This window comes from Spirosoma gilvum (assembly GCF_054776815.1).
The window spans coordinates 73,777-100,179 of sequence record NZ_BAAHBH010000015.1 but is presented as its reverse complement, the minus strand read 5'-3'; the positions used below and the strand labels follow the sequence as shown (position 1 = coordinate 100,179).

General features: G+C 41.3%; 24 protein-coding genes. 16 read left to right on the top strand and 8 right to left on the bottom strand.

The genetic code is table 11. From position 1 onward, the window contains the following. Position 1: 1 nt before the first annotated feature. From traN to ACYVFD_RS30660, 7 genes are all read left to right on the top strand, one after another. Entirely contained in the window at positions 2–868 is an 867-nt protein-coding gene (traN, locus tag ACYVFD_RS30690) for a conjugative transposon protein TraN (protein ID WP_461094434.1), read from the top strand. Next, positions 865–1,461 carry a conjugal transfer protein TraO gene (locus ACYVFD_RS30685; protein WP_461094433.1) on the top strand — a complete coding sequence of 199 codons (597 nt, stop codon included), beginning with the start codon at positions 865–867 and terminating at the stop codon, positions 1,459–1,461. Before traN ends, ACYVFD_RS30685 begins: the two co-directional genes overlap by 4 nt. Then, positions 1,458–1,874, top strand: coding sequence for a hypothetical protein (locus tag ACYVFD_RS30680; protein ID WP_461094432.1), 417 nt, complete (start codon positions 1,458–1,460; stop codon positions 1,872–1,874). Before ACYVFD_RS30685 ends, ACYVFD_RS30680 begins: the two co-directional genes overlap by 4 nt. An 18-nt stretch (positions 1,875–1,892) precedes the next feature. Further along, positions 1,893–2,090 carry a hypothetical protein gene (locus ACYVFD_RS30675; RefSeq protein WP_461094431.1) on the top strand — a complete coding sequence of 66 codons (198 nt, stop codon included), beginning with the start codon at positions 1,893–1,895 and terminating at the stop codon, positions 2,088–2,090. Between the two features lie 12 nt (positions 2,091–2,102). Then, positions 2,103–3,122: a hypothetical protein gene (locus ACYVFD_RS30670; RefSeq protein ID WP_461094430.1), complete on the top strand. Its 1,020-nt coding sequence runs from the start codon at positions 2,103–2,105 to the stop codon at positions 3,120–3,122. Positions 3,123–3,148: 26 nt separating this feature from the next. After that, positions 3,149–3,781 (top strand): hypothetical protein, encoded by a 633-nt coding sequence (locus ACYVFD_RS30665; protein WP_461094429.1) that lies wholly within the window; start codon positions 3,149–3,151, stop codon positions 3,779–3,781. A gap of 1,371 nt (positions 3,782–5,152) precedes the next feature. Beyond that, entirely contained in the window at positions 5,153–5,782 is a 630-nt protein-coding gene (locus ACYVFD_RS30660) for a hypothetical protein (RefSeq protein ID WP_461094428.1), read from the top strand. Between the two features lie 187 nt (positions 5,783–5,969). Here ACYVFD_RS30660 and ACYVFD_RS30655 read toward each other — a convergent pair whose 3' ends face one another. Further along, on the bottom strand, positions 5,970–6,260 hold the full coding sequence (locus tag ACYVFD_RS30655; RefSeq protein WP_461094427.1) for a hypothetical protein: 291 nt from the start codon (positions 6,258–6,260) through the stop codon (positions 5,970–5,972). A 337-nt stretch (positions 6,261–6,597) separates the two neighbouring features. On the opposite strand from ACYVFD_RS30655, the gene ACYVFD_RS30650 reads away from it, so the two are divergent. Beyond that, positions 6,598–7,020, top strand: a complete 423-nt coding sequence (locus ACYVFD_RS30650; RefSeq protein WP_461094426.1) for a hypothetical protein — start codon at positions 6,598–6,600, stop codon at positions 7,018–7,020. 501 nt (positions 7,021–7,521) lie between these two features. On the opposite strand, the gene ACYVFD_RS30645 is transcribed toward ACYVFD_RS30650, so the two are convergent. After that, positions 7,522–8,682 (bottom strand): RepB family plasmid replication initiator protein, encoded by a 1,161-nt coding sequence (locus ACYVFD_RS30645; protein ID WP_461094425.1) that lies wholly within the window; start codon positions 8,680–8,682, stop codon positions 7,522–7,524. A gap of 1,076 nt (positions 8,683–9,758) precedes the next feature. Here ACYVFD_RS30645 and ACYVFD_RS30640 point away from each other — a divergent pair. Together ACYVFD_RS30640 and ACYVFD_RS30635 are read left to right on the top strand one after the other, a co-directional pair. Next, complete coding sequence (locus ACYVFD_RS30640; RefSeq protein WP_461094424.1) at positions 9,759–10,685, top strand: hypothetical protein; 927 nt, start codon at positions 9,759–9,761, stop codon at positions 10,683–10,685. Positions 10,686–10,719: 34 nt separating this feature from the next. After that, a complete protein-coding gene (locus ACYVFD_RS30635; RefSeq protein WP_461094423.1) occupies positions 10,720–11,094 on the top strand; it encodes a reverse transcriptase domain-containing protein in 375 nt (124 codons plus the stop codon). An 860-nt stretch (positions 11,095–11,954) separates the two neighbouring features. Here the strand turns inward: ACYVFD_RS30635 and ACYVFD_RS30630 are convergent. Continuing rightward, positions 11,955–12,230, bottom strand: a complete 276-nt coding sequence (locus ACYVFD_RS30630) for a transposase (protein ID WP_461094422.1) — start codon at positions 12,228–12,230, stop codon at positions 11,955–11,957. An 18-nt stretch (positions 12,231–12,248) separates the two neighbouring features. Then, complete coding sequence (locus ACYVFD_RS30625; protein WP_461094421.1) at positions 12,249–12,482, bottom strand: hypothetical protein; 234 nt, start codon at positions 12,480–12,482, stop codon at positions 12,249–12,251. Between the two features lie 1,000 nt (positions 12,483–13,482). On the opposite strand from ACYVFD_RS30625, the gene ACYVFD_RS30620 reads away from it, so the two are divergent. From ACYVFD_RS30620 to ACYVFD_RS30610, 3 genes are all read left to right on the top strand, one after another. Further along, on the top strand, positions 13,483–15,456 hold the full coding sequence (locus tag ACYVFD_RS30620; protein WP_461094420.1) for a pyrroloquinoline quinone-dependent dehydrogenase: 1,974 nt from the start codon (positions 13,483–13,485) through the stop codon (positions 15,454–15,456). Between the two features lie 319 nt (positions 15,457–15,775). Beyond that, positions 15,776–17,815: a tetratricopeptide repeat-containing sensor histidine kinase gene (locus ACYVFD_RS30615; protein ID WP_461094419.1), complete on the top strand. Its 2,040-nt coding sequence runs from the start codon at positions 15,776–15,778 to the stop codon at positions 17,813–17,815. 32 nt (positions 17,816–17,847) lie between these two features. Next, entirely contained in the window at positions 17,848–18,477 is a 630-nt protein-coding gene (locus tag ACYVFD_RS30610) for a response regulator (protein WP_461094418.1), read from the top strand. 326 nt (positions 18,478–18,803) lie between these two features. On the opposite strand, the gene ACYVFD_RS30605 is transcribed toward ACYVFD_RS30610, so the two are convergent. The 3 genes from ACYVFD_RS30605 to ACYVFD_RS30595 form a co-directional block, all read right to left on the bottom strand. Continuing rightward, entirely contained in the window at positions 18,804–18,974 is a 171-nt protein-coding gene (locus ACYVFD_RS30605) for a hypothetical protein (protein WP_461094533.1), read from the bottom strand. 307 nt (positions 18,975–19,281) lie between these two features. Then, complete coding sequence (locus tag ACYVFD_RS30600; protein WP_461094417.1) at positions 19,282–19,416, bottom strand: hypothetical protein; 135 nt, start codon at positions 19,414–19,416, stop codon at positions 19,282–19,284. A 592-nt stretch (positions 19,417–20,008) separates the two neighbouring features. Then, positions 20,009–20,287: a helix-turn-helix domain-containing protein gene (locus tag ACYVFD_RS30595; protein WP_461094416.1), complete on the bottom strand. Its 279-nt coding sequence runs from the start codon at positions 20,285–20,287 to the stop codon at positions 20,009–20,011. Positions 20,288–21,613: 1,326 nt separating this feature from the next. On the opposite strand from ACYVFD_RS30595, the gene ACYVFD_RS30590 reads away from it, so the two are divergent. Next, the gene (locus tag ACYVFD_RS30590) at positions 21,614–22,720 is read left to right on the top strand and encodes a sensor histidine kinase (protein ID WP_461094415.1); all 1,107 of its coding nucleotides are present in this window, start codon (positions 21,614–21,616) and stop codon (positions 22,718–22,720) included. 104 nt (positions 22,721–22,824) lie between these two features. Here the strand turns inward: ACYVFD_RS30590 and ACYVFD_RS30585 are convergent, their stop codons facing one another. Next, the gene (locus ACYVFD_RS30585; RefSeq protein WP_461094414.1) at positions 22,825–23,511 is read right to left on the bottom strand and encodes a TMEM175 family protein; all 687 of its coding nucleotides are present in this window, start codon (positions 23,509–23,511) and stop codon (positions 22,825–22,827) included. Positions 23,512–25,049: 1,538 nt separating this feature from the next. On the opposite strand from ACYVFD_RS30585, the gene ACYVFD_RS30580 reads away from it, so the two are divergent. Beyond that, entirely contained in the window at positions 25,050–25,520 is a 471-nt protein-coding gene (locus ACYVFD_RS30580; RefSeq protein WP_461094413.1) for a nuclear transport factor 2 family protein, read from the top strand. A gap of 373 nt (positions 25,521–25,893) precedes the next feature. After that, on the top strand, positions 25,894–26,286 hold the full coding sequence (locus ACYVFD_RS30575; RefSeq protein WP_461094412.1) for a hypothetical protein: 393 nt from the start codon (positions 25,894–25,896) through the stop codon (positions 26,284–26,286). Positions 26,287–26,403: the final 117 nt, after the last annotated feature.

Sequence of the window (26,403 nt, the reverse complement as noted above, 5' to 3'; positions counted from 1 at the left end):
AATGAAAAAGCGGTTTATTTTACCCTTCTGCCTGGCATTGGCCACGGCCCCGGCGATGGCACAATTGGCCTTTGTGCTACCGATGACTAATTCGACGATCCGGCCTTCCTACGCTCTTCAGGTGAGTGCCAATAAAACCACTCACATTATTTTTCCCTACGAAATTCGCTATGCGGATCTGGGTAGCAAAGACATTGCTGGAGAAGCTGTGGAGAAAGCGGGAAACGTATTTCGATTGAAAGCCATTCATCAAAATCCGTTCATGGAAACCAACCTGACCATTGTAACAGCCGACGGACGGTTGTTTAGCTTTATGGTCAGCTATAAGGACCAACCCGATGCGGTAACCTACGATCTGACGAAGGTGCTGCTTGATGGCGATGTATCAAAATCAGCCAAGGTAAATTCTGGTTCGCAGGCCCGATTAGCTGACAACCTGAACCGTCAGGGTGAGCTGGCCATGCACAGCCGTCGTAAGATTCGCCATATCGGCTACAAAACGCAGGGTATGAATCTATACCTGCGCAACATCCTCTATAAGGACGATGTGATGTACGTGGTTCTGGGTATGGAAAATGATTCCAAACTCGATTATGGCATTGATTACCTGCGTACGTACGTCATGCAAATGAAGCGGGTAGGGGAGAGCTCAGCTACTCAGGATGTACCAGTCGATCCAATTCGGGTTTTTGATGCCAGTGAAATGGTTATTCCCAGGCATGATGAGCTTACCAAAGTCATTGCCATCGAACGGCTTACCCTCGAAAAAGATCGTCGACTGGTCGTCCAGGTAGGGGAGGAAAGTGGTGGACGTCAACTCACAATTTCAATTGGTCCTGAAGAACTTGCAACCGCCCGACCTTTATGAAAAATCATTTTACTACTCTGGGGCTGTTAAGTCTGCTCTGCCTGGCCACAATTGCCCGTGCGCAAATCCATCAGGCAGGCCAAACGACCATTGAATTATCCGCGGGTATCGTCGACGGATTTAAACTACCAGGTCAGGATAATTTTGGTGTATTCGGTGGTCTGTCCTATAGCAAATACCGATCACTGAATACGTACTGGAAAGGCACGGTGCACCTCAATCAGAAATTTTACGCCTATGATAAAGCATTTGTGCCGGTGTCTCAGTGGCTGGGCGAGGCAACCTACTTCACCCGGGTGATGGGGCTGATCAATCGTTCCTGGGTCATTAATGTTGGGGGCGGAGTTGCCGGTGGCTACGAGTCCATCAATCAGGACCGTGGCGAAGTTCAGGGAGCTAGTCTTATGAACCGATCGGAGTGGATTGTCGGACCTACCCTGGCCATTGAAGGGGAATACATCTTAACCGGCCGAACTATCCTAGTTGCCCGGGCACAGGAATACTATCTGTTTCGCTCTACTATCATTCCCACCCGCTTTAATCTGGGTGTAGGTATCAAATTCATTCTGGACACGGACTCGGATTATAAATGAAAAATCTCATCTACCTCACGCTGATCGGGCTGGCCATGGGCTGCCAGTCGGAATCTTTAGACATTCGGGCAAACTACCGAATCCGGTTACAGGCTTCCTCTCCAGGTGACACCTTAAAGGTTCACCAACGCTACGCCTTGCCCCTGGAGCTACTGACTGATTCATACTATTCTGAGTATGGTTACCAGCTTCAATTTTATCAGCAAACGGGCCTAGGCAGACTCGACCGGGGAAGCAAGGACGAGACTACACCCATTCTGCAGAAAGTCGGCGTCAATCTTCCACTAGGTAAGTCAAGCTGGCTATACACACCGGAAGCAGTTGGTGTTAGCCAAATCGTCCTTGTTGCTCAGCAGGAGCGGGGCTATACCCAACTGGATACGGTTCGGATCAATTTTCAAGTCATTCCCTAACCTCAAAGCGACCTTATCATGCATAAACTAACTGCTATTCAGAAAGCAATTTCCAAGCTGACCAGTGATGAAATTCACCAATTAATCATTTGGCTACTGACCAAAAAGCTACTCCAATCGGGTAGGCCTGAACCGTTTCAAGGCATATTACTGATTGGGTCTTTTGGAATTGGCAAATCCGTTGCGATTAATAAGTTATCCGGTAATCAATCTTAAATCAAGCCAGACATGAAAGCTCTTTTTCTTCCCATTCTCACACTGCTTTTAGTTAGCAGCTCCCTGGCGAATGCCCAGAGTGCCGGCGATGTATTGAATATTGCTCTGAAGGGAGACGCCAATACCGAGCAGGCGGCTAAGCTGGAGTTGATCCGTATTCTCCAGGAGCGACTCAATAAGCTAACCGTCGCTCAACTTAACTCCCGGGTATTAGTGTCTACCGGCGTAAAAAATTATTACAAGGTTGGCGAGATCTTACAGATGCATGATAAGATGTGGGGAATGCGCGTGCAGCTAACCACTGAAGCGGATGCCCTGGCTAAAGCGAATCCAGGCTTTGGGGAAGCGGGAAATAATTTCGTCTGGACCTATATGCGCCAATTCAACGAAGCCATGAGTACTGCTGGAGCGATTAAAACCCAACTGGGTGTTCTAATCAAAGACGGCAAGCCTATTGCTTTGCCACCCATGCCAACGTTCAGTATTTCGCCTGCCTCTTCCGTTGATGATATGGTCGGCTCCTTTTCCAGTACCATGAATGGCATTATGGCCTCATTTGGGATTAAATCACAGGATGACATTGATAAGTTATCGGCTGATCAACGCACGGCATTTGACAATGCGGTGAATGCTGCAAAAGCAGATTTTGAAAAGAACCTTAAGGAATCAATGGCGTCTACAACCAAATCTTCCCTAACACTGCTTGGAAATGTAGTTGGTACCTTAGTTGGCATACCAGGCGCAGGTACGTTGATTGCTGGCCTTGCTAGTGGTAACACCAGTGCTATATCGGGTTTAGTAGGTTCTATTGTTGATAAGTTTGCAATACCCGATGAGTACTATGACTCGGAGACGTTAAAACTAACCGATGCTGAGCGGCTTAAGATGATCGATGAGTTACATACGCGCATATCCGAATGCTTTCAAAAAGGTATGGCGCTTCGGGCAAACATGAACTCTGAGGTAAAGAAACGCTACGAGAATATTACCCAATCGCGCAACGAAACGATTTTATACGGACCTAAAAAGTAGCCGCCGTCACACGGTTGGAAAGGGAAATGAAACGATACGCTAGTTATGTTTTCGTGTTAGTCCTGTCGGTAAGCTTATGGACCTGTGGTAAGAAAGATCCAGATCCACAGGCGCAACTACCTGGTTATCTCCGAATTCCGGCTACATTGACCGGTTATGCTGGTTCCGGGCGCATAGCCATCAACGGTGGACTTAGCTTACTGGCTGAGGGTTCAGAAGTCCAGGAAGCCAATACCAAGACCTATACCGGTGTATCAGGCAAAATCGTCCTTGGGGATATCACGGCTAACTTCACTGTTGGCCAACCCAGAACGTTTGCTGAATCCTATGCCGTGCCGGCAGCGTATCAATCCAACGGGCAGTTACTGGTGATTAATGCGATTGATCCAGGTAGTTACCCAATGGGGTTTGAAACCAAGCCAACCCCCACTAGTGCGCAGGCGGATCTGATCTTGAACTTACCAGGTCCTCAGTTGTACCAGGCCAGAACTGGAAGCCTGATTATCGCGGAGTCAACGCTTATCAAAACAGAGTGCGTTGATAAGCTTTATCGCATCAAAGGTACGTTTCAGGCCTCCCTATTTGGCACAGGGTTTGGCCTTCCTTCAACCAAGGATTACGCTGTTACAGCCACATTTGATTTACTGTTCGTCGAATAACACGTCCTTCCCCAAACATCTTTATGGTACCCCTATTTTTACAAAAACGCCGACGGGGTGGCCAGGTTGCCCGGTTGTTTGTGACCCTATGCATTCTAATATTCGCTGTTGGTTTTCCATTACTACTTTCACTAGTAGTCGTTGAACGCAGTCTCAGCCGGGATACTAAGTTGATCCTGATAACAATTATTTTGGTTTTACACGGCTCATCGTCGGCTTGCTTGAACGAGGTAGACAATAAAGTAAGTTTGCCTAAAATTCGTTGCGCGTTCTGCAGATGTATCAAAAATCTTTACAGTTAAGTTGCTACTCCGACTTATTATTTTAATCGTAGACTCAACTGTAAGTTTGGTTGTCACTACTGACCTTTCAGTGGCCCTAAATAACCTTTCAGTTAGAAATAATTGATCTCATTTATAGTCGCTAATATATTTGAAAATACACTCAAGGATAAACCAAAACCAATTCAAAGTAACATTAGGATAGTATATGTCTGAGTTTACCCAAGTGCATGATGGGTCATTAATTAGTTTCTCTCTTAGTCAAAAATAAATTTAAGTTATGGGTAAGCCTTTGGTTTCTAAACTACCTCACCAGCCACGGTCGGAAAAGTTCTAAACGGCCGTTTTGAGCCTACTCGGTAAGTATAAATGAGCAATAGCCGGCTAAAACCGCTGGTGAAGCCTGTCAACTAAAGAATGCAAGTTGACAGGCTTCACCAGCTCCTGTATCGTATTTAAAACGTTTACATTAATGAATTCTAGTAACTCAAATCGTTATGAACTCGCCATATTACTATCAATTTGTTACCGTAGAGTGTGTTATATGTGGTAAACTCCACAAAGAACGATATCGTAAACCCGGTAAAAAGCCTAAATTAATACAGCCTCAACACATCGACATTGTTTGCGCCTCCCACTTCAATCCAGATTTATAACATTAGACTTGTCAGTTGATATGAATCTAGCGATTAATTAGGACATTCTTTCTTTACTACAGCATTTGTCCAGTAGCGCAATAGCAAGTGGTGATTTTCAGAAATAAGAAAACGTTAATGACCCTAGAATTTTCAATCAATTGAACAACATTCAATGACCAAGTGAGCAGGTATCTAGCGACCTTATTATTTCTGCGCTTGTCATAAAAAGGTTGACTCATTCCAAATTGATGCCTTCCTGTAGCCAAGCGCATATGCGCTTAGTGGGGAGAAGCCAATACCGCACCAAAAAACAGTAATGAGGACAGTAGGCAGTTCAATTCGCTACCCTCATTAAGTAGGGTAACAACGGGCTTGTGGGGAAAGAACTTGCATTAGAAGTTAACAGGTATAATCGTATTAATGTAGTGATTGTTAGATAATAGGAAAGTTGGATGGGTAAGAATGTAACAATTTTGACGGATCAACATCTAGTCATTGATTTAACAAAAGCCGTCACACGCAAAGAATATTTACGGATTAAGGACAAGCAAGGTAAGCCATGTTCGGCAGCACGTTTGTCCCAGCTCATCGCGAAAGGGCACTTGACCCTACGCCGCTATCCCGATCTAAATAACCTCGAGTTAATCGTTTTACCCGAATCCCTTCAGCAAGATCAGGAAAATGAGTTTAAACTAAAACAACCCGTCCATACGTATTCCGGAAAAGAGCTGGCCAATTTTTTTATCACGTTCCTGGTTGAAAACCAGCAAAAGTTTCAAGCGTGTGAAGACAGATTGCAAGCGTGTGAAACAATTGTTATCGAGTTAAGTACCCAAAATGAGCACCTACAAACCCAGCTCCAAGTAAAGGAAGAATTCATTCAGCAACTTGTTCATAACTACCAGCTGGTTGAGCAAGCTCAACAGACAGATAAACAACGTGAATATGAGATGGATCTAGAGCGCAGGAAGTGGGAGGAGGAACGAACAGGCTTAGAACTAACTATCCAGCTCTTGGAAAGCAGACTAGATGAATTACGGGCAATGCTATTAGCCTTTTCACCCGCATTGGTCAATAGTTAAGAACGGTGGACCGTGTTTTGTTAGCCACGGCTCCAGTCGCCTGGTTTTATCGATCCTATGACAACGACTCGCCCATCGATTTAAATCCAGAAGCGAATCCTTACCGCGCGTCGTCCATTATTGTCCAGACCCACACAATAGCGTAGTAACTGCATAGGAAAGGGGATTAAGTTGAAGGATTTGGTCGCTAGACGGCCTTTTCTCGCTTTTGCACATGGATTCGAACCGCCAATGCGGCCCGATCAGGGCTAATGTCCACGTCTATGGGTACTACTAGATCGGACCGATTTCTATAATCTCGCACGGCTTCGGCCGTCCGGTCCATTTCCAGTTGACTAACTCGTTGTAGCAGTCTCTGGTTTTCAATCAGTACGTCTAATAGTTGACTCGAAAACTGCTGTTCGTATCTCAGTTTCCAACGCTCCGCCGTCGGGGTTGTAGATAAGTGCTTCACTGATACCCAGCGCCTGTGCCACATAGGGTATGATCTGTCGGTTGGCAACTTTTTTCAAGACGTCCGCTTTAAAAGTTGCTGGTCCGCTGGTGAGGTCGATTTTACGCCGTTTAAAGGGTTCATTTTGGGGCTACAAGAGCTTGGCGCTTCGGTGGTCTGAAAGTGAAGCAAGTTCACTGTGCCCATTTAGTAGTCCAGCCCAGTACGGTAATATCCCATTCAAGTTGGTATAAAAGCGATACAGTACAGTTTTAACACTATTCAGTAAAATGATAAAATCGACTATAAAATTTATACGTTTTAATTGAAGGCCATTAGAATGGTTATGATTATTCATTGATTCACTAAATACATATTAATTATGAAAACAATACTCTTTTTTGCAATGACTGTAGTGGTATTTTCCTCCTGTTCAAACCAATCGACACCAATTCCTGCAAATTCATCGTCAAGAGAAGCTCATGATGATAACGATTTTGCTTCCAAAGTAGAAGGTGCTTATTTAGTAAGTATTTTCAACAAAAATAAAGAGTTACTTCATTTACCGACTCCAACTATATCAGCCACTGTCAAGTCAACAAAAATTGACAATAATCATATTGAGTTGGAATTCACGCTGAACAGAGACGGTCAAACGGAATCAACCAATGTAAGCAATGTTAAACTATCGGTGATGGATGCAAACCGATTCGCAATGATGAACGGAACCGACTCTTTAGGTATTGTTACCTCTAACTATATCTCATTTACAGGAAATGCTTTTTTCGTCAGAGCATCGCGGTAAGACTCAATTCCGATCTGATCAGATTTTGAGTTACAGTCTACTGTCCACGGCTAAACTGATTGAAGAAAATATATTCACCGCGACGGCGGACCGTTTGGTCCATAGGTCGCAAGCCTTGCCGACTAAGGTATTTCTGCTGGGAGGGTCCACCGCAGCGGTTGGTCGCTCACGGTTTGTGAACGGTCCGCCGTCGCGGTGGCATTAAGTTAGGCGACTCACCTTGGAATCATACAACGGCTCAAATATAAAGGCCAAAGCGGCTAGCTTTTTTGACGTTGGTGATGGTTTTAAACTCCACTGTCCGTGCGGTAATAATCAGCAGAGTCACGGATGAGAAATCGTTGTCTGAGTTCAATTAAAGTCCTGAACAATTTGAACGAGACCATTTTACAAATCTGACAAATTCAGCGTGTTACGGATTTAGTAAAAGCACTCTTTAGTAGATTTTATGAGAGATTAATTCATGGATATTCAGCGTAGTAATGCAAATAGTTAGGGCGCCTAGGACTTTCGTGAAGAGGTTTTGGCAGGTGTATCCGGATTAAATACGCTTTTAAGCACGTAATTATCATGACTCTCAGGGTTGACTTGCCCCGACATCACGTAACATTCTGCCACGCAAAACCGCTCTAATAACAACTGATTCTCTAAGATTTGTCGCTGCTGGTCTAGGGTAAACGAACGGTAGTAGGACCGCATCGTTTCCTGAGCGAATAAGCGTTTTTCCTCCAGACTATATTGCTGGATTATCGCCAAATTTTCTTTGAGTTTTTCCCGGCTTTTTTCTTCAATTTGCGCCTTTTCATCGAGTAATTGGATGGAAAAATCTAATGCAATTACTTTTCTTCCCTGAGTCAAGGTTACGTAAGTGATCTTTAAGCCGCAGTGCGTTTGGAGTTGATCAACGGCCGGATCCAGAATACGGATGCGTAAATTTGAAAACTCGTCATACGCTTTCATCTCGGAGAGACCCATGATGGTTCTTAGCTCGTCCAGGGTAATTAACCACTTTTTTCGCCAAACATGGCGACACATGTAGGCATATAATAATTGAGCATATTGGCTGGTTAGTTTTAGAGCAGCATCCAACTCGTACTGACTAAAGTTATTACCGAGCTGAAGCATACCAGGAATTAGCATGGGCTGCACTTGCAAAACAATAATTTTTTTCCCAGGTATATATTGGGCGAATGGAAAGACCTTCGCATTCGTATAAATACCCTTGTTGTCTTGCCATTTCACGGAAACGTTCGATAAGTCATCAACTACTTTTCGCAGGTAGGTAACGCTCCAATTGGTATCGTTGTTAATAATATCGGTTGCGTGAAAATGAAACGTAAGCGATTTGTAATCTTTAGCATCTTCTACGTTCCTGTATTGTAAGTGCTTAACCTGGTAGAGGATCAGCCAATATACGCGTCTTTGGAGAACGGTCAGATGCGATAAAGTGGAAAGCATACGCATGGGTTCGCGCACCATTTGTTTTACCATCAACTGCTTCGCTTGTTCACCCTCGGAAATCTGCCGCTCTGGACGGTCGTATAATTTTTGGGCTTTATCGCTATAAAAATCGAACTCAAGCTGAATCGCCTCATTGCTGGTTTGCATTAGTTCGGAATTAACCCGCTGAACCATGCGTGATCGAATCGTTTTCTTTCCCATGCGGAATATACTATTTGTTGGAAATCGGCTCTTGCTTACAAATTAATAATTTGTAAGTAAGAAAAACGGGAATTTGTTGTATTAGGGCAAAAAAGTCTCTCTATAACCCCCTAAACACTTAGTGGATTTGTAAGCTTAGCTACCACCGGCACCCGTTTAAAACTGCTCTAGGTTAGCGGATTTGTAAGACTAAGCCGATTGGTAAACCCATCACTATACAAAAAAATTATATAATTTCTTTGTTAAAGTACATAAATGGCCCCTTTGATAAAGAAATTTACGTCCATAAGCGCTTAATTCCACTTCAGTATAGCTTAGCGGATTTGTAAGGATTGCTTAATTATCATTTTAGTGGATTTGTAAGGGATATAGAATTTAATTAATTTAATCTATTGATAATCAGATATTTACATTTATTAATGGTTTATAATAGGCTTAACAACAGTTAAGTTTTGTATACGTAACCGCCTTATACTAGAAATAGAAAATTCACTTATAACAGCATTAATTTGTAATACATCTACCGATAGCCACTACTATACTGAACATTTTTACCAGTCAAATTCTAGATTATTGCCAAAGAATACGGGGAAAGCTAGCTCACTTTCTATTATTAGCGGATTTGTAAGGATGGTTAGCGGATCTGTAAGGATATTGTCCTTTTTGGTAGCGGATTTGTAAGAGTAGAGGCCTCATTTTTAGCAGATTTGTAAGGATAATTTAGTAAATCTGTAAGATTACCTAGCGAATTTGTAAGCTTAGCTAGCGGATCTGTAAGCCTACTTAGCAGATTTGTAAGGGGATAGCCTTATAGTTAACTGGTAATCAAGTAGTTTCACTACTGCTATTCTATATCTATTCATCTGTAATAAATTTAGACTATTTTTTTCTTATATATAAAAGGGATTTATTGGCATTTAAAGAATGTGGATAACCAAAAAAGGAGCCATATAAATCAAAAATAAATGAATCTGACCTCGTAAGTACTTGCCCTCACAACTATGTTTCCTTTAAAAGGAAACATAGTTGTGAGGGCAAGTACTTTTTGGCAACTTTACAAAAAATGATAGCTTTTTATGCAAACTATTCAGTCGCGTCGCAAGAATAAGCTTAACCCAGAGGAGTATCGTAAAAAATTAGTGGCGTTAACGGCTCTGATCGATTCTATTCCTAAACTTTATCCAGACCGGGATAACTGGGACATTGAAGGCGATTGGTCGGGTACAGGTACCATATATTTCATTGACTTCCAATACGAATCACTTTTTGAGCCCTTTGCTGATTTCGTCTGTACAACGATTAAATTGGCTAATTTGGGCCGACCTGCCGTGCGGATAACGTTTTTCCGTAAACACCGCTTTTGGGTACTTAAAGAGAAACAGCTTTCCTTGCCAGACAAGCAACAATGGGTAGAAAACTACGTCAATGAATTATACATCAAGCTCCAAATTCAACGCCAAAACATTGCCAGACTAAGCGGTCCTCGACTTAGCCTATTGCAGAGTGAAATTGGTCAAATGCAGGAGCAAATTACGGCTTGGAACCATGTTCTTCTCCATATGGAGGAGTATGAATTGGCTGTCTCTAACTATCAACGGGGGCATTTTTACTGTACCATGAACTACAAGTACATAACGCGAACGGATGAGTTTGCTAATGCTGACGAACACATGCTTAATCCTCAGAAAGACCGGGCCGGCAATATTACCCAGATGCGGTACAACGTAGTGTTTATTGATTCGGGTGAAATCTACCGACCACATCCCCATCAACATAAAGAGATAGACCGTTTCTTAGCACGGTTCCCGTTGCAATCGCAGTTAGGGCGTCAGCAATTGTATGCCCGTCGTCGACTAGAAGCCAATCGAATCGACGCCTTTGAACAGCAAAAAAAGATGGGTCAAGTTGAAACTGAGTCAAAGGAATGGATGCTACCAACTGACAGGAAAGCAAAGCGTACTTCTAGTCCTAACTCCGGCGATTCACTTACTTTGTTTGAATAAAAAGTAGGCGTATTGTGCGCTGCCTCTGTCTTAAGTGGAAAACAGAGGCAGTCGTACTCAAACGTGCGGGCCGCGTCGTACGGTTGGATACGCGGATGACTTCGTAATATCATTCTCAGACGCCTGGCAAATCGTATTGTTGCTCCTAGACTGGTTGAAGGAACGGGATTTACAACTGTCGGAGGAAAAAACAGTGATTGTGCATCTAAAAGATGGAATTGATTTTCTAGGCTTCCATGTACGCCAGTATCCGAGTCGCAACACGTGTACGGGTTGGAAAACGCTCATCAAACACAGCGAAGCATTGACCTATAGAACCTATATCAATATGATAACCAAGTGTTTATCGTTGTCAGCCCAGCTTTTAGAAGTGATTATCAAACGGCTCAGCCTTATCATTCGGGGTTAATCGAACTACTTTCGTATAGGCTTCGTCCACGAGATCTTCACCAAGTTGGATCACGGGAAGTAGGTAGGATGCCCCCCATAAAAACTACGCCCGCTTCGACAGTCCGATGGAAACAAGCCAAGTACTGGGGACGGCTCAGCCTAGATCGCTAGGATTAGTGGGTGTTTGGGAATAAGCAGACGGGCATGGCACTCCAGAAGTTCGTCTGGTCGCCCTTCTAACGGCATATTTTTGATTGAGCATACGGCTTCTCCAGATTTGCTGGGGTTACATTCATACTGGCAGAAACGCAATTAACGAAAGTCAGCCGAGTTAAAACCCAGCAAACAACGAATCACCCGACGGCAGAACTGCTAATGTCCACAAAAAATGGCAGATGGAGATATCACTTATTACCCGGTTAGTCAATAGTTGCCTTCTCAAAAAATCTCTCCAACAGATTGATGGCCTAGACCCTGTTGAATCAAAGTTGTTGTTAGCTTGTCGACACAAATCAAGTATGTAATGTTACAAATGAAGGTTAGGCTGAATGAGCCTATTAATCTGAGCGAAGACTTAATCATAGTAGTAAGGCTTATAGATTCAGCAAACATCCTTACTTAGTTCGTAGTTGTCAATCCCAAAATACCGGGTAAAGCACTACTGGTAAACCAGTATTTTCGCAGTAAAAGAACAGAAGTAGTATATTATATATGCGAGCTAATTTAGACTGCGACTAAACCGTCTTTATTGATAATTGTAAAGCGTAGCGCTAACAAGCTTTCGAATTGAGCATGATTCGGCTCCAAATGGCCTAAAAAAGCCATTACGTTTAACTGGAAAACAGTAAAATCAGGATAGTACACCGATTCAATTACCTTTTACCGCATGAATTTCCAGAGTCGTTTAATAGGATACAGATTAGGCGAGTAACCTGGCAAAAAATGCAACTTGATGGGCTTGTCCGCAATCCAGTCAGCAACCTGCTTACTGATGTAATAGCGAGCCCAATCACAGTAAATATGAATCATGGGCTTGCCCGGATTGGCTGCTAGAATTTGTCCCAATAGGGCAATGGTGGAAGTTGAATCATTCGGGGCCGCCCGTACGGTTTTGTCCTGGACAGTAATGACTTGGATGGTATCAAGCGCTTTCACAATCGCATTTATGTTCAGTCAGTAGCGGGATGAATGACAAGCAATGGGTCGCTGTTTGTCAACGTCGATCCAACCCTGGGCGCGCCGAGTATTATGTTGCGGAAGCACCGCATCGGCAAAGTAAACAACTTCATCGTCAGGTAATTGTCGAATCTGCTGGTTAAGCTCAGTGACAAACTCAACCTGCTTTTGGGGGTCGGCCTTGGGATCGACCAACGTGGTTTTCTTGTGCGCAAAGCATAACCGGTGCAATAATTTGAAGACCTCGGAGATGATATTTGATGGAAAAACTAGCTTGTATAAAGTCGGCCACCATTTGGGTTGAGGTATAGAAGCCCCGGCGCAGTTCAGCCTGAAGCTGGCTAAGCTGCTGGGAATCGAGCCGCCTCACCAACCCTGGTAGGCATTGCCCAGGTAGCCTTGTAGGCCTAGACTACGATAGGATTGTGCATAACGATAAACGTTGGGATGACCTGCTACTTGATTTTTACTTCCGCCGGATTGCCCTCCCTTGCCCGGCCTAACACCTTCCTTTCTAATTCGTCTTGGGTAGCAATCTTACGATTCAAACCCGAACGTGACAAAACCTAAAAGCCGGAGCTCGCGATTCACAAATGCTATTATGAGGAGTGATTAGTACACAGTCTGACCCGTATGGTGTCGTTTAAGGATAGCCATAATTGGTGTTTCACTGAATTGCCGGGCCATCGGAGCGGTTTGCTTTCATCTTTCTTCCACGCGGCGGCCGCCCTTTTATGAAAAGTCACTGGGAAGGTTCTAATCTTCAACTGATCACTTTTTAGAGAAGATTACTGACGTACATCAGGCGAACCATAAAGTGAGTTTGACATTATCTCAAACAACTTCTAACCGACTACCCGGTAATGGATCTATCGTTATTTTAATTGCTTGGGCGCTGAATACGGCAGCATTTCATCTTTACTGATTAGCCAATGAATACCGGATCGAATCTTTTCAACTCCTTAAGCATACTACCAAAGAATAATTATTGTGCTAGATTCTTGCATCTATAAATCTCCTAATAGCCAGGAGTATTGCGTTTGGCAGCTATCCCGTTCAATTGGTTTTCTAGGAGGTAAACGAACGAATTGTCCATCTTATAATTTAACAGGATTTGGAGCCATGGACTGGTTCGTTCCGTCCGGCTTGAACTTCATCCCGATCGGCAAATAGGCGTTTCCGGCTTTGAATGGCCACTTTTGTGTTTTTTACATCAAGTCATAATCTGTAAATGAATTCTACTGGTAAAACTTCCTGGAAACCCCAACTGTTAGGGATTGTGCTTTTTAGTCTACCACTGTTGGCGATTGGTCAACAACTTACTCAAAAACAATTAACACCTTCCGTTGAATGGCCAGCGTATGGGAATGATGCTGGAGGAATGCGGTTTTCTCCCCTTACTCAAATCAATTCGGCTAATGTGAAGCAGTTAACCGTAGCCTGGACGTTTAGAACGGGCGAACTAGAATACTATAAAGGCACCTCGGCCGAGGAGAAAGCCGCTTTTGAAGCCACCCCCTTAATGGTTGATGGAACACTCTTCTTTAGTACACCAACCTCACGGGTGTTTGCTATAGATGCAATGTCTGGGAAAAAAAAATGGGACTATAATCCCGACGTTTATTTGCGCCAAGATTTATCAGAACTGACATCCAGAGGCGTTTCGATCTGGCCAGCACCCACTGAGAAAAGAGCTCCTATAAGCGCAACAAAACGAATATTTGTGGCTACAATTGATGGTCGACTGATTGCCCTGGATGCCCTTTCGGGTAAGCCTATTTATTCATTTGGGAAAACGGGCAGTGTTGATTTGAGGCATGGGGTTGGCAATATTAGTGTTACCTCGCCACCCGCTGTAATTGGCAATACGATTGTGGTTGGGTCATCGATTGGCGATAACCAACGGTTCAATTCCGAACGGGGGGTAGTGCGCGCGTATGATGCGTTGACGGGTGACTTACGCTGGAGTTGGGACCCGATCCCCCGTACATCAGTAGAGGCAGGATTTGACACTTGGAAAGGAGTTAATGCCAATCAGACGGGCGCGGCCAATGCGTGGTCAATAATTTCTGCCGATGCTGAACGCGATCTGATTTTTATTCCAACTACAAGCCCCAGCCCAGATTATTATGGGGGCGAACGACTGGGGAAAAATCTGAATGCCAGTTCAATTGTGGCGATTCGGGCTTCAACGGGAAAAGTTGTGTGGCATTTTCAGACGGTTCATCACGATTTGTGGGATTACGACAATGCATCACAACCATTACTGTTCAACTTTAAGCAGCATGGTAAAACTATTCCTGCCGTAGCCGTTGGCACAAAAATGGGGCATGTATTCATTCTCCACAGGGAAACGGGTGTTCCGTTATTACCCGTTGAAGAGCGTCAAGTGCCTAAATCCTCTATTCCTGGAGAGGTAGCCTTTCCCACTCAGCCGTTTCCAACAACTTTACCAGCGCTAGGACTGCAAAAAGTAGAGGCTTGGGGACCAACGCCTGATACTAAATCAGCCGCCCAACGACGCCTTAGTACGCTTCACTATGAAGGAATTTTCACTCCCCCATCGCTACAAGGAAGCCTCATGACTCCGGGTAACGTAGGAGGGGTGCATTGGGGGGGGATGTGTTATGATCCAGAGTCAGGACTACTCATCACAAACGTCAACCGCATAGCTGCGATTATTGGATTATTACCGCGTGAAAAATTGGCAGAATCAATTAAAAACGACCCAGAACTGATGCGTACTGAAGGCGGAATGCAGTTGGGAACACCTTATGTGATGAAGCGGACCTATTTGTTTACAAGAAATGAACAAGGAATGCTTATGCAAACTTCCCCCCCATGGGGAACATTAGTGGCCTTGAATTTGCAAAAAAGTTCATTAGAATGGGAGGTGCCTCTAGGCTATATGATGGACTTAGATAAGTATCCGCAAGCTAAAGAGTGGGGTTCATTAAATTTTGGAGGAGCCATTGTTACTGCAGGGGGATTAGTGTTTGTGGCGGCCAGTTTAGATGGACATTTGCGAGCATTTAAAACCCAGGATGGAAGCTTACAATGGGAAGTTCCATTACCGGCGGGGGGCCAGGCCACACCGATGACCTATCAGATTAATGGGCAACAATACTTGGTGATTGCCGCTGGTGGACACGGGAAATTAGGGACAAAACTTGGTGACTTTGTAGTCGCTTACCGATTACCATAGTATTGTTTTGGCCGGTATCTTCGCATTGGAGTGGGTTAATGTATGCGATAGTGGCCAAACCGAAGCGGACGCCACCCAGGATAGGTAACAGACTTAAGCTTATTAAGTGACAGATGAGTGGCTAAGCTAAGCTGGCCTTATTGTGGCAACGAGTATTTAATCGATGATAGTAAACCACTTAAAGTGCGTAAGATCCAGGTTTTAGGAACATTATACACATCAGATAAATAACCGTTAATTTTGTTTATCTACGATGTCAGTCCCCATCTATATTTCATTAACCAACTGGTTTAGTCAGTAGTCCTTACATTGGCTATCTATGAATAGTATCATCTCCACTTTATCTAATTACATATTACCTCGCCCCCTCCTCATTTTATTACTAATTCACTTATTAATCTCACCGGGTAAAGCGCAAGACCAGAATAAAGTGGGAATGCTACAGAAACGGCTTAAGTCTACTTTAACCGACACTGCTCGCGTTCACACATTACTCGAATTAAGTGATCCCCGCCTGTGCCCTGATACACTTCAAGCCCAGTATTATTTAAGGCAAGTTGTTAAGCTTGCTCAAGCAATTCACTACGATTTAGGGTTGGCAAGGGCTTACCTACGGCTAGCTTATTTAGCGAGTATCCGAAATGAGCTCCAAAAAGATAGTTTGTATTTACAGAAAGCAAAAAAACTACTAACTCCTCTTTATCTAAGACGTAAGGAAGTATACGTGGCTAAGTTGTTGGGAAGATTAGCCATCAATGAATCGACGATACTGATACGTCGTAAAAATTTGGGAGCAAGCATTCAGGTATTATTAGGGGCAATTGAATTTATGAATTATACCAAAGATTACCTAGGTCTAGCCGTTGTGTACTATAACCTTGGTAGTCAATTTTCTGAACTTGACCAGAATGAACGTGCCCTCCACTATTGGAAACTAGCAATGAGTTATTATCCTCAGCTAAAAAATAGCGACTATAAAACCGCCATAGCAGCAAGTATAGCTAGTTTTTATTTAGATCAGAATAATCTACAATTAGCAGCTAAGTATTTGCAGTTGACTCGGGAATCAGTCCTAGGAAATCCAAGAAATTATTACCTAGATTTTTATTATAGTATACAAGGTCGTTATTATATTAAATGCAACAAGCCAGATATAGGTTTACTTTATATTCGTAAAGCCATTCCGCTAGCCCGTCAGCGTGGAGAAGTGAATTTACTGGCTAAAAATTTAAATCAAATTGGGAATGAGTATATAAAAATTAAAAACTACAAGCAGGCCCGATTGCATCTATTGGAGAGCTTATCATTATTAAAACTAAATAGTGAGCCTCATGTACAAATAGAAACATTAAATTTATTGGCAAATACAGAAGAGAAGCTAGGCCATTATGCGTCTGCGTTGGATTACTACCGGCGTCGGAGCCAGTTAGTTGATAGAGTTAGGAATGCTTCTGTCCAAAAGCAAATAAACGCGCTCGAAACGAAATATCAAGCCAAACAACGAAGTCAACAAATTCGCTTATTACAACACAATCATCGGTTAGTAGCGGAATCGTTACGGCGTCAATACTGGCTTAGCTATAGCAGCTTTATCTTGGTAGGCTGTTTATTGGGATTTATTCTATTAGGATATGTGCTTATTCGCAATCGCCGTAGAATGGAAGTCCAACAGCAGTTACTACAAAGTCAGCGAATTTATGAATTGGAACAAGAACGTCAAATTACAGCCGCGAATGCTTTGCTTCAGGGGCAGGAGGCGGAGCGAAGTCGGCTCGCTCGCGATCTACATGATAGTATAGGAAGTATGTTATCCTCCATTAAATACAGTTTATATTCCATTAAACAAACCACTGTATTAACTCCAGAAACCGATACTTCATTTTCGGATTCGTTAAAACTTCTAGATAGTACCATCGATGAGTTAAGACGTGTTTCTCGTGATTTAATGCCAGAATCTTTACGTGAATTTGGGCTTGTGTCGGCCGTTAGTGATATATGTCACTCATTAAGTGATAAGAACCATCGGCATATCCAGTTTCAAGCGATTGGTTTAGACAAACGGCTCCCCGCCGCCATAGAAGTAACTGTATTTAGACTGTTCCAAGAACTAATCAACAATGTACTAAAACATGCGCAAGCAAGCCTGGTTATCGTTCAGTTAATTCGCAACAAAAACCACGTGCAGCTGGTCGTTGAGGATAACGGAATTGGCTTTGATTTAGCTGCTCCACGGACAGGACTGGGCTTGCGAAGTATTCAGGACAGAGTCAACTATCTCCGGGGAACCCTCGATCTACAAACTGCTCCTAATAAAGGGACCAGTTTAACTATTGACTTCAAGGTGTCCACTAACGCCTAAGTGTTCCACCAATTATACCTGTTGATAAATCTATGATCCCAATTCGGCTTTTGTTAGTAGATGATCATCCCATGATTCTTGAAGGATTGCGTATACTCCTTCAACCCATCGACTACCTTGATATTGTCGCTACAGCTTCAAGTGCCGCTCAAGCATTAACCACAGCAGCTATTTGTAAACCTGATGTAGTATTGCTCGATATTAATCTACCTGACCTCAATGGCATTCAGCTATGTCAGTGCTTAACCACTCAATATCCTCATTTGAAAGTGCTAGCGTTAACGAGCATTGAGGAGAGGAGCTATCTAATTGGCATGTTACAAGCCGGAGCCGTAGGGTATGTTTTAAAAAACGCCTCGACAGATGAGTTAGCCAAAGCAATTACAAAGGTGCACGCTGGCAAGAAGTATTTCAGCCCTTCTATTCAAGAGCTTCTTTTAGAGTGTTACACAGCTAGTGCATCACCTGAGCTACTGCTTACTCGTCGTGAAAAAGAAGTACTTAGCCTAATTGCCCAGGGATTAACTAGCACACTAATTGCTCAACGTCTTTCCATAAGTATACTTACTGTTGAAACCCACCGACGTAATTTATTACTTAAGTTTAAGGTAAACAATGTGGCCACTTTAATTAAACAAGCTATGCTTATAGGCTTGGTATAGGGAGGTTGCCTACACGGGGAAAAATGATTCATTTACAAATACTACATATATGAAAGCCAGTACGTTACACTTTTCGGATTGACTAATTGGAGCAACTTTTCTAATTCAAAACGCGAGGCATCTTTCAAAACGTCTTCCCCAGAATCATATTCACCATGCAGGTTGATATGGTCCCAGGATAAGGCGGCTGAAAAGGAATCGTATCCATCAATTCATGGCACTCCTGAACGGAGGCTTCCATTAAGCGTTTGCTAAACGTAATAAACATTAATTCTTCTCGGGTACAAATTGGATAGCTCTTTCATCAACCATATCGAGTAGTTTGACTAACTTCTGGATACTCTCCAGTTGTGTGGTTTGCTGGTGAGTCCGACGACGTAACTGACCAGCATCCATGTAATTGAGCAAAAAATCATGCGCACCACTTTGCCTAACTCGACCAGAGCCTGATATAGAGGATACTGGTTCGCGTATGAATTGAGTCGTTTCAGTAAGATCGACGGCAGTACATACTGGAGTTAGAGCCTCACTACTAACGGGAGAATATTGTCCCAGTGTTGCTCGATCAGGCTCGTATTAATGTTTCGTCTACCCGAACACTGTAAACCAGTTGTTGCAAAATGGACATAATTGCAATGCCCCGTAGCTTACATTTGTGAAATTCTTCAATACGCTGCTGAAAATTAATGCTTAAAAGGAAGCGCAGGGGAAAATTGATCAGTGATACTTCATGCATATCGGTGCTATGCACTTTTGCTACGGAGGACTGTTAATTTGTTAGTGATGCAGTAAGCCGTCGTAGACCTACCAAGCCTCCCGATCTCCCGCCGAAAACGTGGTTTTATGAAAAAGTGGGTAATTTTTGTCGATAATGCTGTAAATGGTGATGTCTTTCTTTTTGCTGAAGTATTTGGTCGAGTGGGTCGAGTCTCTAGTCATGATATATTTCTAGCCATCCGGGGACGAACGCATTATCCGCTCATCTTTTAAAACAGATTGGCAAGGGGATTCAGTGCATAAAATCAACCATCATTCAGTGGGCTAGCGTGGATTGTTGGTTGAAAAGAACCATCCGACTGGCTAATCAAGTGCTCACTGAAAGAATTTTTTCGACTATTGCGCTTCCGACTCATGCCCAGATTACAGCCCTAGCAAATCATGGAAGCACAATTTACAATGTCCGGCATGATTGGCTAGGGTCGGATAGTTTTACCAACTCGATGCGACAAAAAAGGTGAACGGATCAGCGTGACTAGGCATCGGATTGCGCCAAAAAAGGGTGTTAAGCTCTCTAAATACAATGGAATAATGGTTTATTTATAAAGTAGTTTAGGGAAGCGGTTAAAGGATACAATTCAAATGACGGTCCTTTATATTTTCAAAATATGTCTCAAGTATGATTTACGGTTTAGTCTTCAATGGCATAGTAGAAATAGGCTGCCTGAGACAATAGACTATAGTATTACCTGGATTTACATTGTAGGCCTTCATTTACCCATTAAAATCAAATTGAGAATATAGCTTGTCTTTTTTAACTACTTGTTTTATTTATATAAGAAGGTATTATAACTACTTCTTCTTTAAGAGCTGATTCAATTCGGATAATGGTCTTCAATTCAAAGTTGTGGCTTCCACTCAGCCATTTACTTATTTCAGATTCTGACTTGTTTAAGGTAACCGCTAAATCCTTTTGTGACATTCCTTTTTCTTTTAATAAGAAATGAACACGTTCGGATATATCTAGCAGCTTATTAACGAGGCGTTCTTCATTTAGAAATACTATTTCTGTTTTCGGTTCAAGCTCAGCCATATCATATTAATTTAAAAAACTTTTTATTAGTAACTTATCTGCCATTTGGTACATGGGTACGGGTTCAGTTATAATGAAGATAATTTTATTATAAGTGAACTTTTTTAAAAAATAGTCGTAACCAGCCTAACAATATCCATTTACCTCACAAGTATAAATTTAGTTATCAATAAATGCAATAATATTTTCCATATACCATAAATGGTAACTTAAGTTAAAAGAGAATAGTATATAAATTACGAGGTGTTGAAACGTAAATCACAATGCGGCTATTCATACTAATCTAATATATTAATATAGGGTTAAGATGTTAAAAACGGTATTTTAGCTTATCGGTAAGGTAAGTTATAGGCTAGGTGTTAATTTTTACAATTGGATTAAAAAGAGTATAACAAGAACTACTAACTTTCAGCGCTAAAGTCTAAATTTGAGACAATTTAGCCTTGAAAATGTTATCATAAGTTATGAGCCAATGCTGTTTATAGTTTCAATAAGTGTACGTACTAACGGCACAGGGTTAACCTGCCGGTACATAGGGGTCCTTAGTAAATAAGTAGTATTGAGTTACCTATAAAAAAGCAATTTATTAACTGTAATTTAATCTATATCTTTAAGCCTTTACTGAACAACCCGGTCAAAGAAGTAGTATTGCTAGTAAATAGATGCAATTATTCACCAATTATTGACAACTTATATAATAAAAAGTAATAAATATTGCTTAAAATGGGACGACTCAGTATCCCTCTAAGTTTAACCAGCTGATGAACTGGTAATCCAATCAATTTGCTAAGTTCCGCTTATGTATTGGAGTGGCACCACAAATTGACAAACACAATCGTACGTTAGTCATAAAAAGTTAACAACGCTGGGGTTAGCAAGTTGATTAATCATTTTAATTCAATTTAAACTGAAGTAGGAGAGCACAAGAGTGGTCTTAGGGTCGGATTGCTACCAATACGAGATTAGCAAAGCTCAAATGAATCGATTAAGCTTTTGTGCGAGCTGAGAAAAAGGTATAGTCTATTTTTGTAAATGGACCTGAAAAGGCTGCTTTTTAACTTAATGCTCTAGGCAATGAGTATTTCTTTCTACTTAAAAACCAGTATTTATAAGGTATTAGAGAAATTTCCACTCATTTAATTATAAATTAAGGCGACTTTGTAGTCAATTACTGTACTGTCTTAGTTGATAAAATGTAAATCATTCTTTTTAATCAGCAGCTGGAAAATGGAGAATAAAAACAAAAAGACATTGAAACTTATTTCAGTAGTATGATTGATAGAAAACAGATCATTATATTGCTCTTTTACTGCGTACTTTTCTAGTATGTTCGGCAATCCGGATTCAAAATCGCTCTATCACTTACCTCTAGAAAAAAAATGGCTATTGTCTACGGCCATTATGGGCTTTTATTTCCCTATTTTTTTATATGCAAATTTAAAAGCGCGTACCTTATTTGGATTAAAACCAATAGTACCAGCTTTATTGTGTGAATTTGTTTTAGGAATATTTATATCGGTTTGTTGGCTTTATGTGACAGAGTACCTCCAAGCCTTTTTTAGTAAATGGTTCGGTGAAGATACATATAGTAATGGGGGGCAACTTAGCCATTGGATTCCCCAAACCATCCTGATTATGATAGCAGGCTGCCTAACTATGCTTTTTAACCAATTCGTAAAGAACACTGTACTAACATTTCTTTATGAAGAACTCTTAAATAAAGCGATTCCCTATAATTTACTCTATACTGATTTAGTGAGGCAGGGTTTCTACATGATGACTGGGTTTACCTTATATGTAGTCCTGTTGAACAATCGCTTTACAAACCAACTGTTAACGTTTAAATTTAATGCGGAACGGCTTCAAAAAGAAAGCGTTCAAACCCAGTACAATGCACTGAAAAACCAAGTAAATCCACACTTTTTGTTTAATAATTTAAGTATACTTTCGTCTTTAGCCCGAACGAATGCGAGCTTATCCATTCAATTTATCAATCAGATGGCTAAAGCCTACCGGTATATACTTGAACAAAAGGACCATGAATTAGTCAGTATTCGCTCTGAACTGGATTTTTTAGACGCCTATATTTTTTTACTGAAAATTCGCTTCCAAGAAAAGTTCTTTGTTACATTAGCTATACCTGCGGACCAGCAAACCAACTATTTAATTGCCCCATTGACCTTGCAACTTCTATTGGAAAATGTAATTAAGCACAATACAATGTCAACTGCAAAGCCAATGATGGTTACTATAAAGGTAGTCCAGGACTATATTGAGGTTTCAAACCGGCTTCAACTTCGTCAAAAACCCTTTTATTCCACGGGAATTGGGCTACAAAACATAGTTAGTCGGTATGCTTTACTGAGTGAACAGGCTGTTTGGATTGGGCAAAGGGAGGACGAATTTGTGGTTAAAGTTCCCTTACTAAAGTAATGCAAGTTATTCTGAAATCGACCTCTCCAGAAAACAACAGCTTTTTAATTCAGTTAACCCTCTGCCCGTATAGGTTATGTGCTTAGTATAGTACATAAAAAAGATTAGTCATAAAAAAATCCGTATTCCTTGTAATTAGTTAGTGAAGTTTTAAAGATGATATTAATCAGGTAATAATAGAGTAGTACTAAAATAGGGGCTATATGCCATACCCACCGCCAATCAATAGGTAAGATTATAATCACTACTAAACTCGTTAAAAATGCGCAAGGAATAACCCATATATAGGCCGTTATCCGATTTTTCAGCGTTTGAGTATCAGCATTTAAGCTTAAATTATTTTTTGGATTACTGATTAGACGCCAAAGTAAATAACTAAATAAACTAATAAACACCAGATTTAGGGTATAAATAGCAATTGGAACCAGCAGATTAGGATTGCCTACTTGACCATAAAGAGAACCACTTACTGGTAGGATTAGGATGGCCATCAGTAAAAAACCATTTAACCAAATCAGGGATTGACTAAACGTCCATACGTACCCAAATATCTTATGGTGTAGTACCCAATAAGAGCCGATTATGCAAAAATTAATTAGATTATTTTCCCATTTTGGTAATTCTTTAATAAAAGAAGAAATCATCTTTTGATCCGAGCTTAATTCGACAAGTAAATCAGATTTCAGATCAAGCATAGCGCACGTAAGCATGATAGCAAAGATGGCATCGTTAAAAAAAAATAAACGTTGGAGTTGAAATTCTTTTTTGTTATTGTGTTTTAACTCTTTCATATATTGGGCCTTTGTATATATCTTATAGGTATAGCTTGATTGCACCCTAACGGTTTCATTACTTGTAGTCAATTGAATAAGCTCATATTTTCTATCAATGGCTTTGCATGTTGTTTTGACTTGTTAATTCTTACACTCTCTTTTTAGGGATAATTTGCCGTTTCTGCCAAACGAAGTTAACCTAATCCACAAGCTCGGTAGCTACAATCGAGCCCGCGTCAAGTGACAGCAAGAGCAAGTTAATTTTGTTTATTGAAAGCCTACCCTAAAAGTCGCTGATCTGGCGTTATCCATCGCTAAAAAGTAAAATGCTATACTTGAATGGGGTTGTTGCCAACCCGGTAAATCGATATATGTCCTTTATTCTTACTGTGGCGTGAATACGTCTGGAAAGAAAATAATACCCTAGTATCGACGCCATACCCGCACCTACTTAAAGACATGTTCCCTTTTTTAGGAACCGTACCTGTCCGGTCGACTATTAATTAAAATAAGCATTCGGCCAAAGTCCATTATATGTAGGGCTTGGGCTGGTAAAGAATTGTCTAATAGGTTCTATTCCAAGGGTATAGGTAAAAGCATAGGCTGTTGGCTAGTTCAAATGGAAGTACTCTACTCAGGCTTTAGGATTAGGATCTGATGGATGGAAGCCATATTCTGGATAACTGGCTACGTCCGCTCTGAATGGCATTCAAAGGGTTTTAGTTTGACTACAAATCCGCCCGCCAAAAACTGATGAGGTGTAAAGCCTATTGTCGTAAGTAATTGACCGATATGATCGGATCCTACCTAGCAAGAACATGTTTCTTTATGCCAGTTTCAACAACCCTGTTCGTTGATTCAGCTCTCAGCCCATCAGGCTGGTAGGAAACCCTTCGTACTTCTCCCACCAATTAAGGGGCTAAATTCTCAAGTTAGTTAACCAGTAATTGGATCGTCGTTGCATATACACGAATATAGAGCGGTTTGTACCTACTCTGGTAGGTCTTTTGAGGTACGGTTAGCCTATTCTGGCATCATCCTAGTGGTTGGGAAATGCTAGCAAATAGCCAACCTACCGGTTGAGTTCGATGGCTCTTGGTGTAGTACCTTAAGGTCAACTTATTTGCATTTTATCACTGCTGAAGTACTGAATAAATGTATATCGAGCTACGATAACTAAGCCGTCTATTGATTTTCTCACGAAGCGTTTTTCATCTAGTAACTAACAGTGCATTGAAAATAGTACTGCTATCCTACTATTTTTTTAATACACTAATCGGATACGATAAACCTTTAGAAGGTCTACAAATTCTAATGCATTCGACTTTACTTATAAGTGAACAGTAAAAAAACAGCTATTTTTTAAAGGTAACAACGCAGGCTACTATACAATCCAATCATTTTTTTTTTTCATCCAGAACCACTTTACTACCCTTCATTCATAATCTTATAAATCGTATAAAGGAGCTACTTAGTTTTAACCACTTTTTTTATGGGGTCTCAAAATGTAAAGTCAAAAATTGAGCCCGTATCTTCTGACATCACTAACTCGATCCATGGTACTTTTTTGGTTACTATCACTAACTATTGGGTTAAATCCCATCACCCAACCAACGTCAAAATTTCTAACTAAGCCGGGTGGGCAATTGGTTTCTGAAAACGAACTACTAACCCTTGAAAAACGCTGGAACCAAGCGATAATTGATCATGATACGACCTATCTAGCAACTTTACTAGATCCTCAATTTTTATTTCTTTCGGCGGATGGAAAGATTTACGAACGTCGATCGGTTTTAAACTTTGCGGGGAATCGAGAGTATAAGATAAAGCCTTATGAAACAGAAGACGTGCGCGTACGCATATCTGAAAATACGGCTATTCTCACCGGTAAATTTACGCAGACTATTACCTATAAAGACCAGTCAGCGACCTACCGCTTTTGTTACACGGATGTATATGTGAAACGAGAAGGAGCATGGAAGGCTTTGTCGGCTCAAGCCACTTTGCTAAATGAGCAGAGAAAATAACGTGTATAAACAGTCTTCTTTGCAATTTTATAAGAAAATAGACTGCTTTTCTCATTGCTTGTGACTAGCCAATTCCTTATGCTACTTCTTACCCTCCCACAGTTGGCTAGTCAACTATTTGCTTCTAGACGATTGATCGTTGTTGGCGCCAATTTAAGTTCCCATTTCTAAAATCATACCAGGCCTATAGTTAAGTCTTTTGGCTACGTGGCGCACCTTTAATGGTATCGTCAATCGAAGGTATAGATACTAAAAACAAGCTCTTAACGTCCTGCAAGGCGACGCATTACCTATCAATATACAGACTTTAGTCCAAGATACTCCCATTGAGTGTTTTCGAGTTGCTAAACAATATTAACTGACAAAATAAAAAGTGGAAGGATGGCAAGTACTCCTGAAAGTGTTTATCGGAACATTAGCAGCATTTATCCTGATAATGGGCTTATTTATTATGACTTTTTTTACCAACCTAGTCAGGCCTTGGCAACAAGCCAATGCGATTGAGACTTGCTTAGCATGGGGCGGACTAGCAAACCTGCCTCCCAATGCAGATGATCTCTTTGTTAGAAAAACAGGAAATTTGTTTACAAGAGGCTTGATTGTCGAATTCAGTTGCCAAAAGAAAGCTATCAATCAATGGATTGAAAAGAGTTATGGCTTAAAAGGGATTCAATCCACTATCACTCAAAAAGGCCTCACTGAGTATAAAGTGCTAGGAAAAAAGGGGGCTATCGGAGGAAAAATAGAAATTGATAAGAAAGGTTGAAACGTAAAAATTACCATGCATTGGAGTTGAAATAGCGTTGAAAACTTCCTCAATACTGTTAAAATAGGAGGTTTAAATTTGCCATGAAACTTAATGAAGTTAAGGTCAAAAATACAA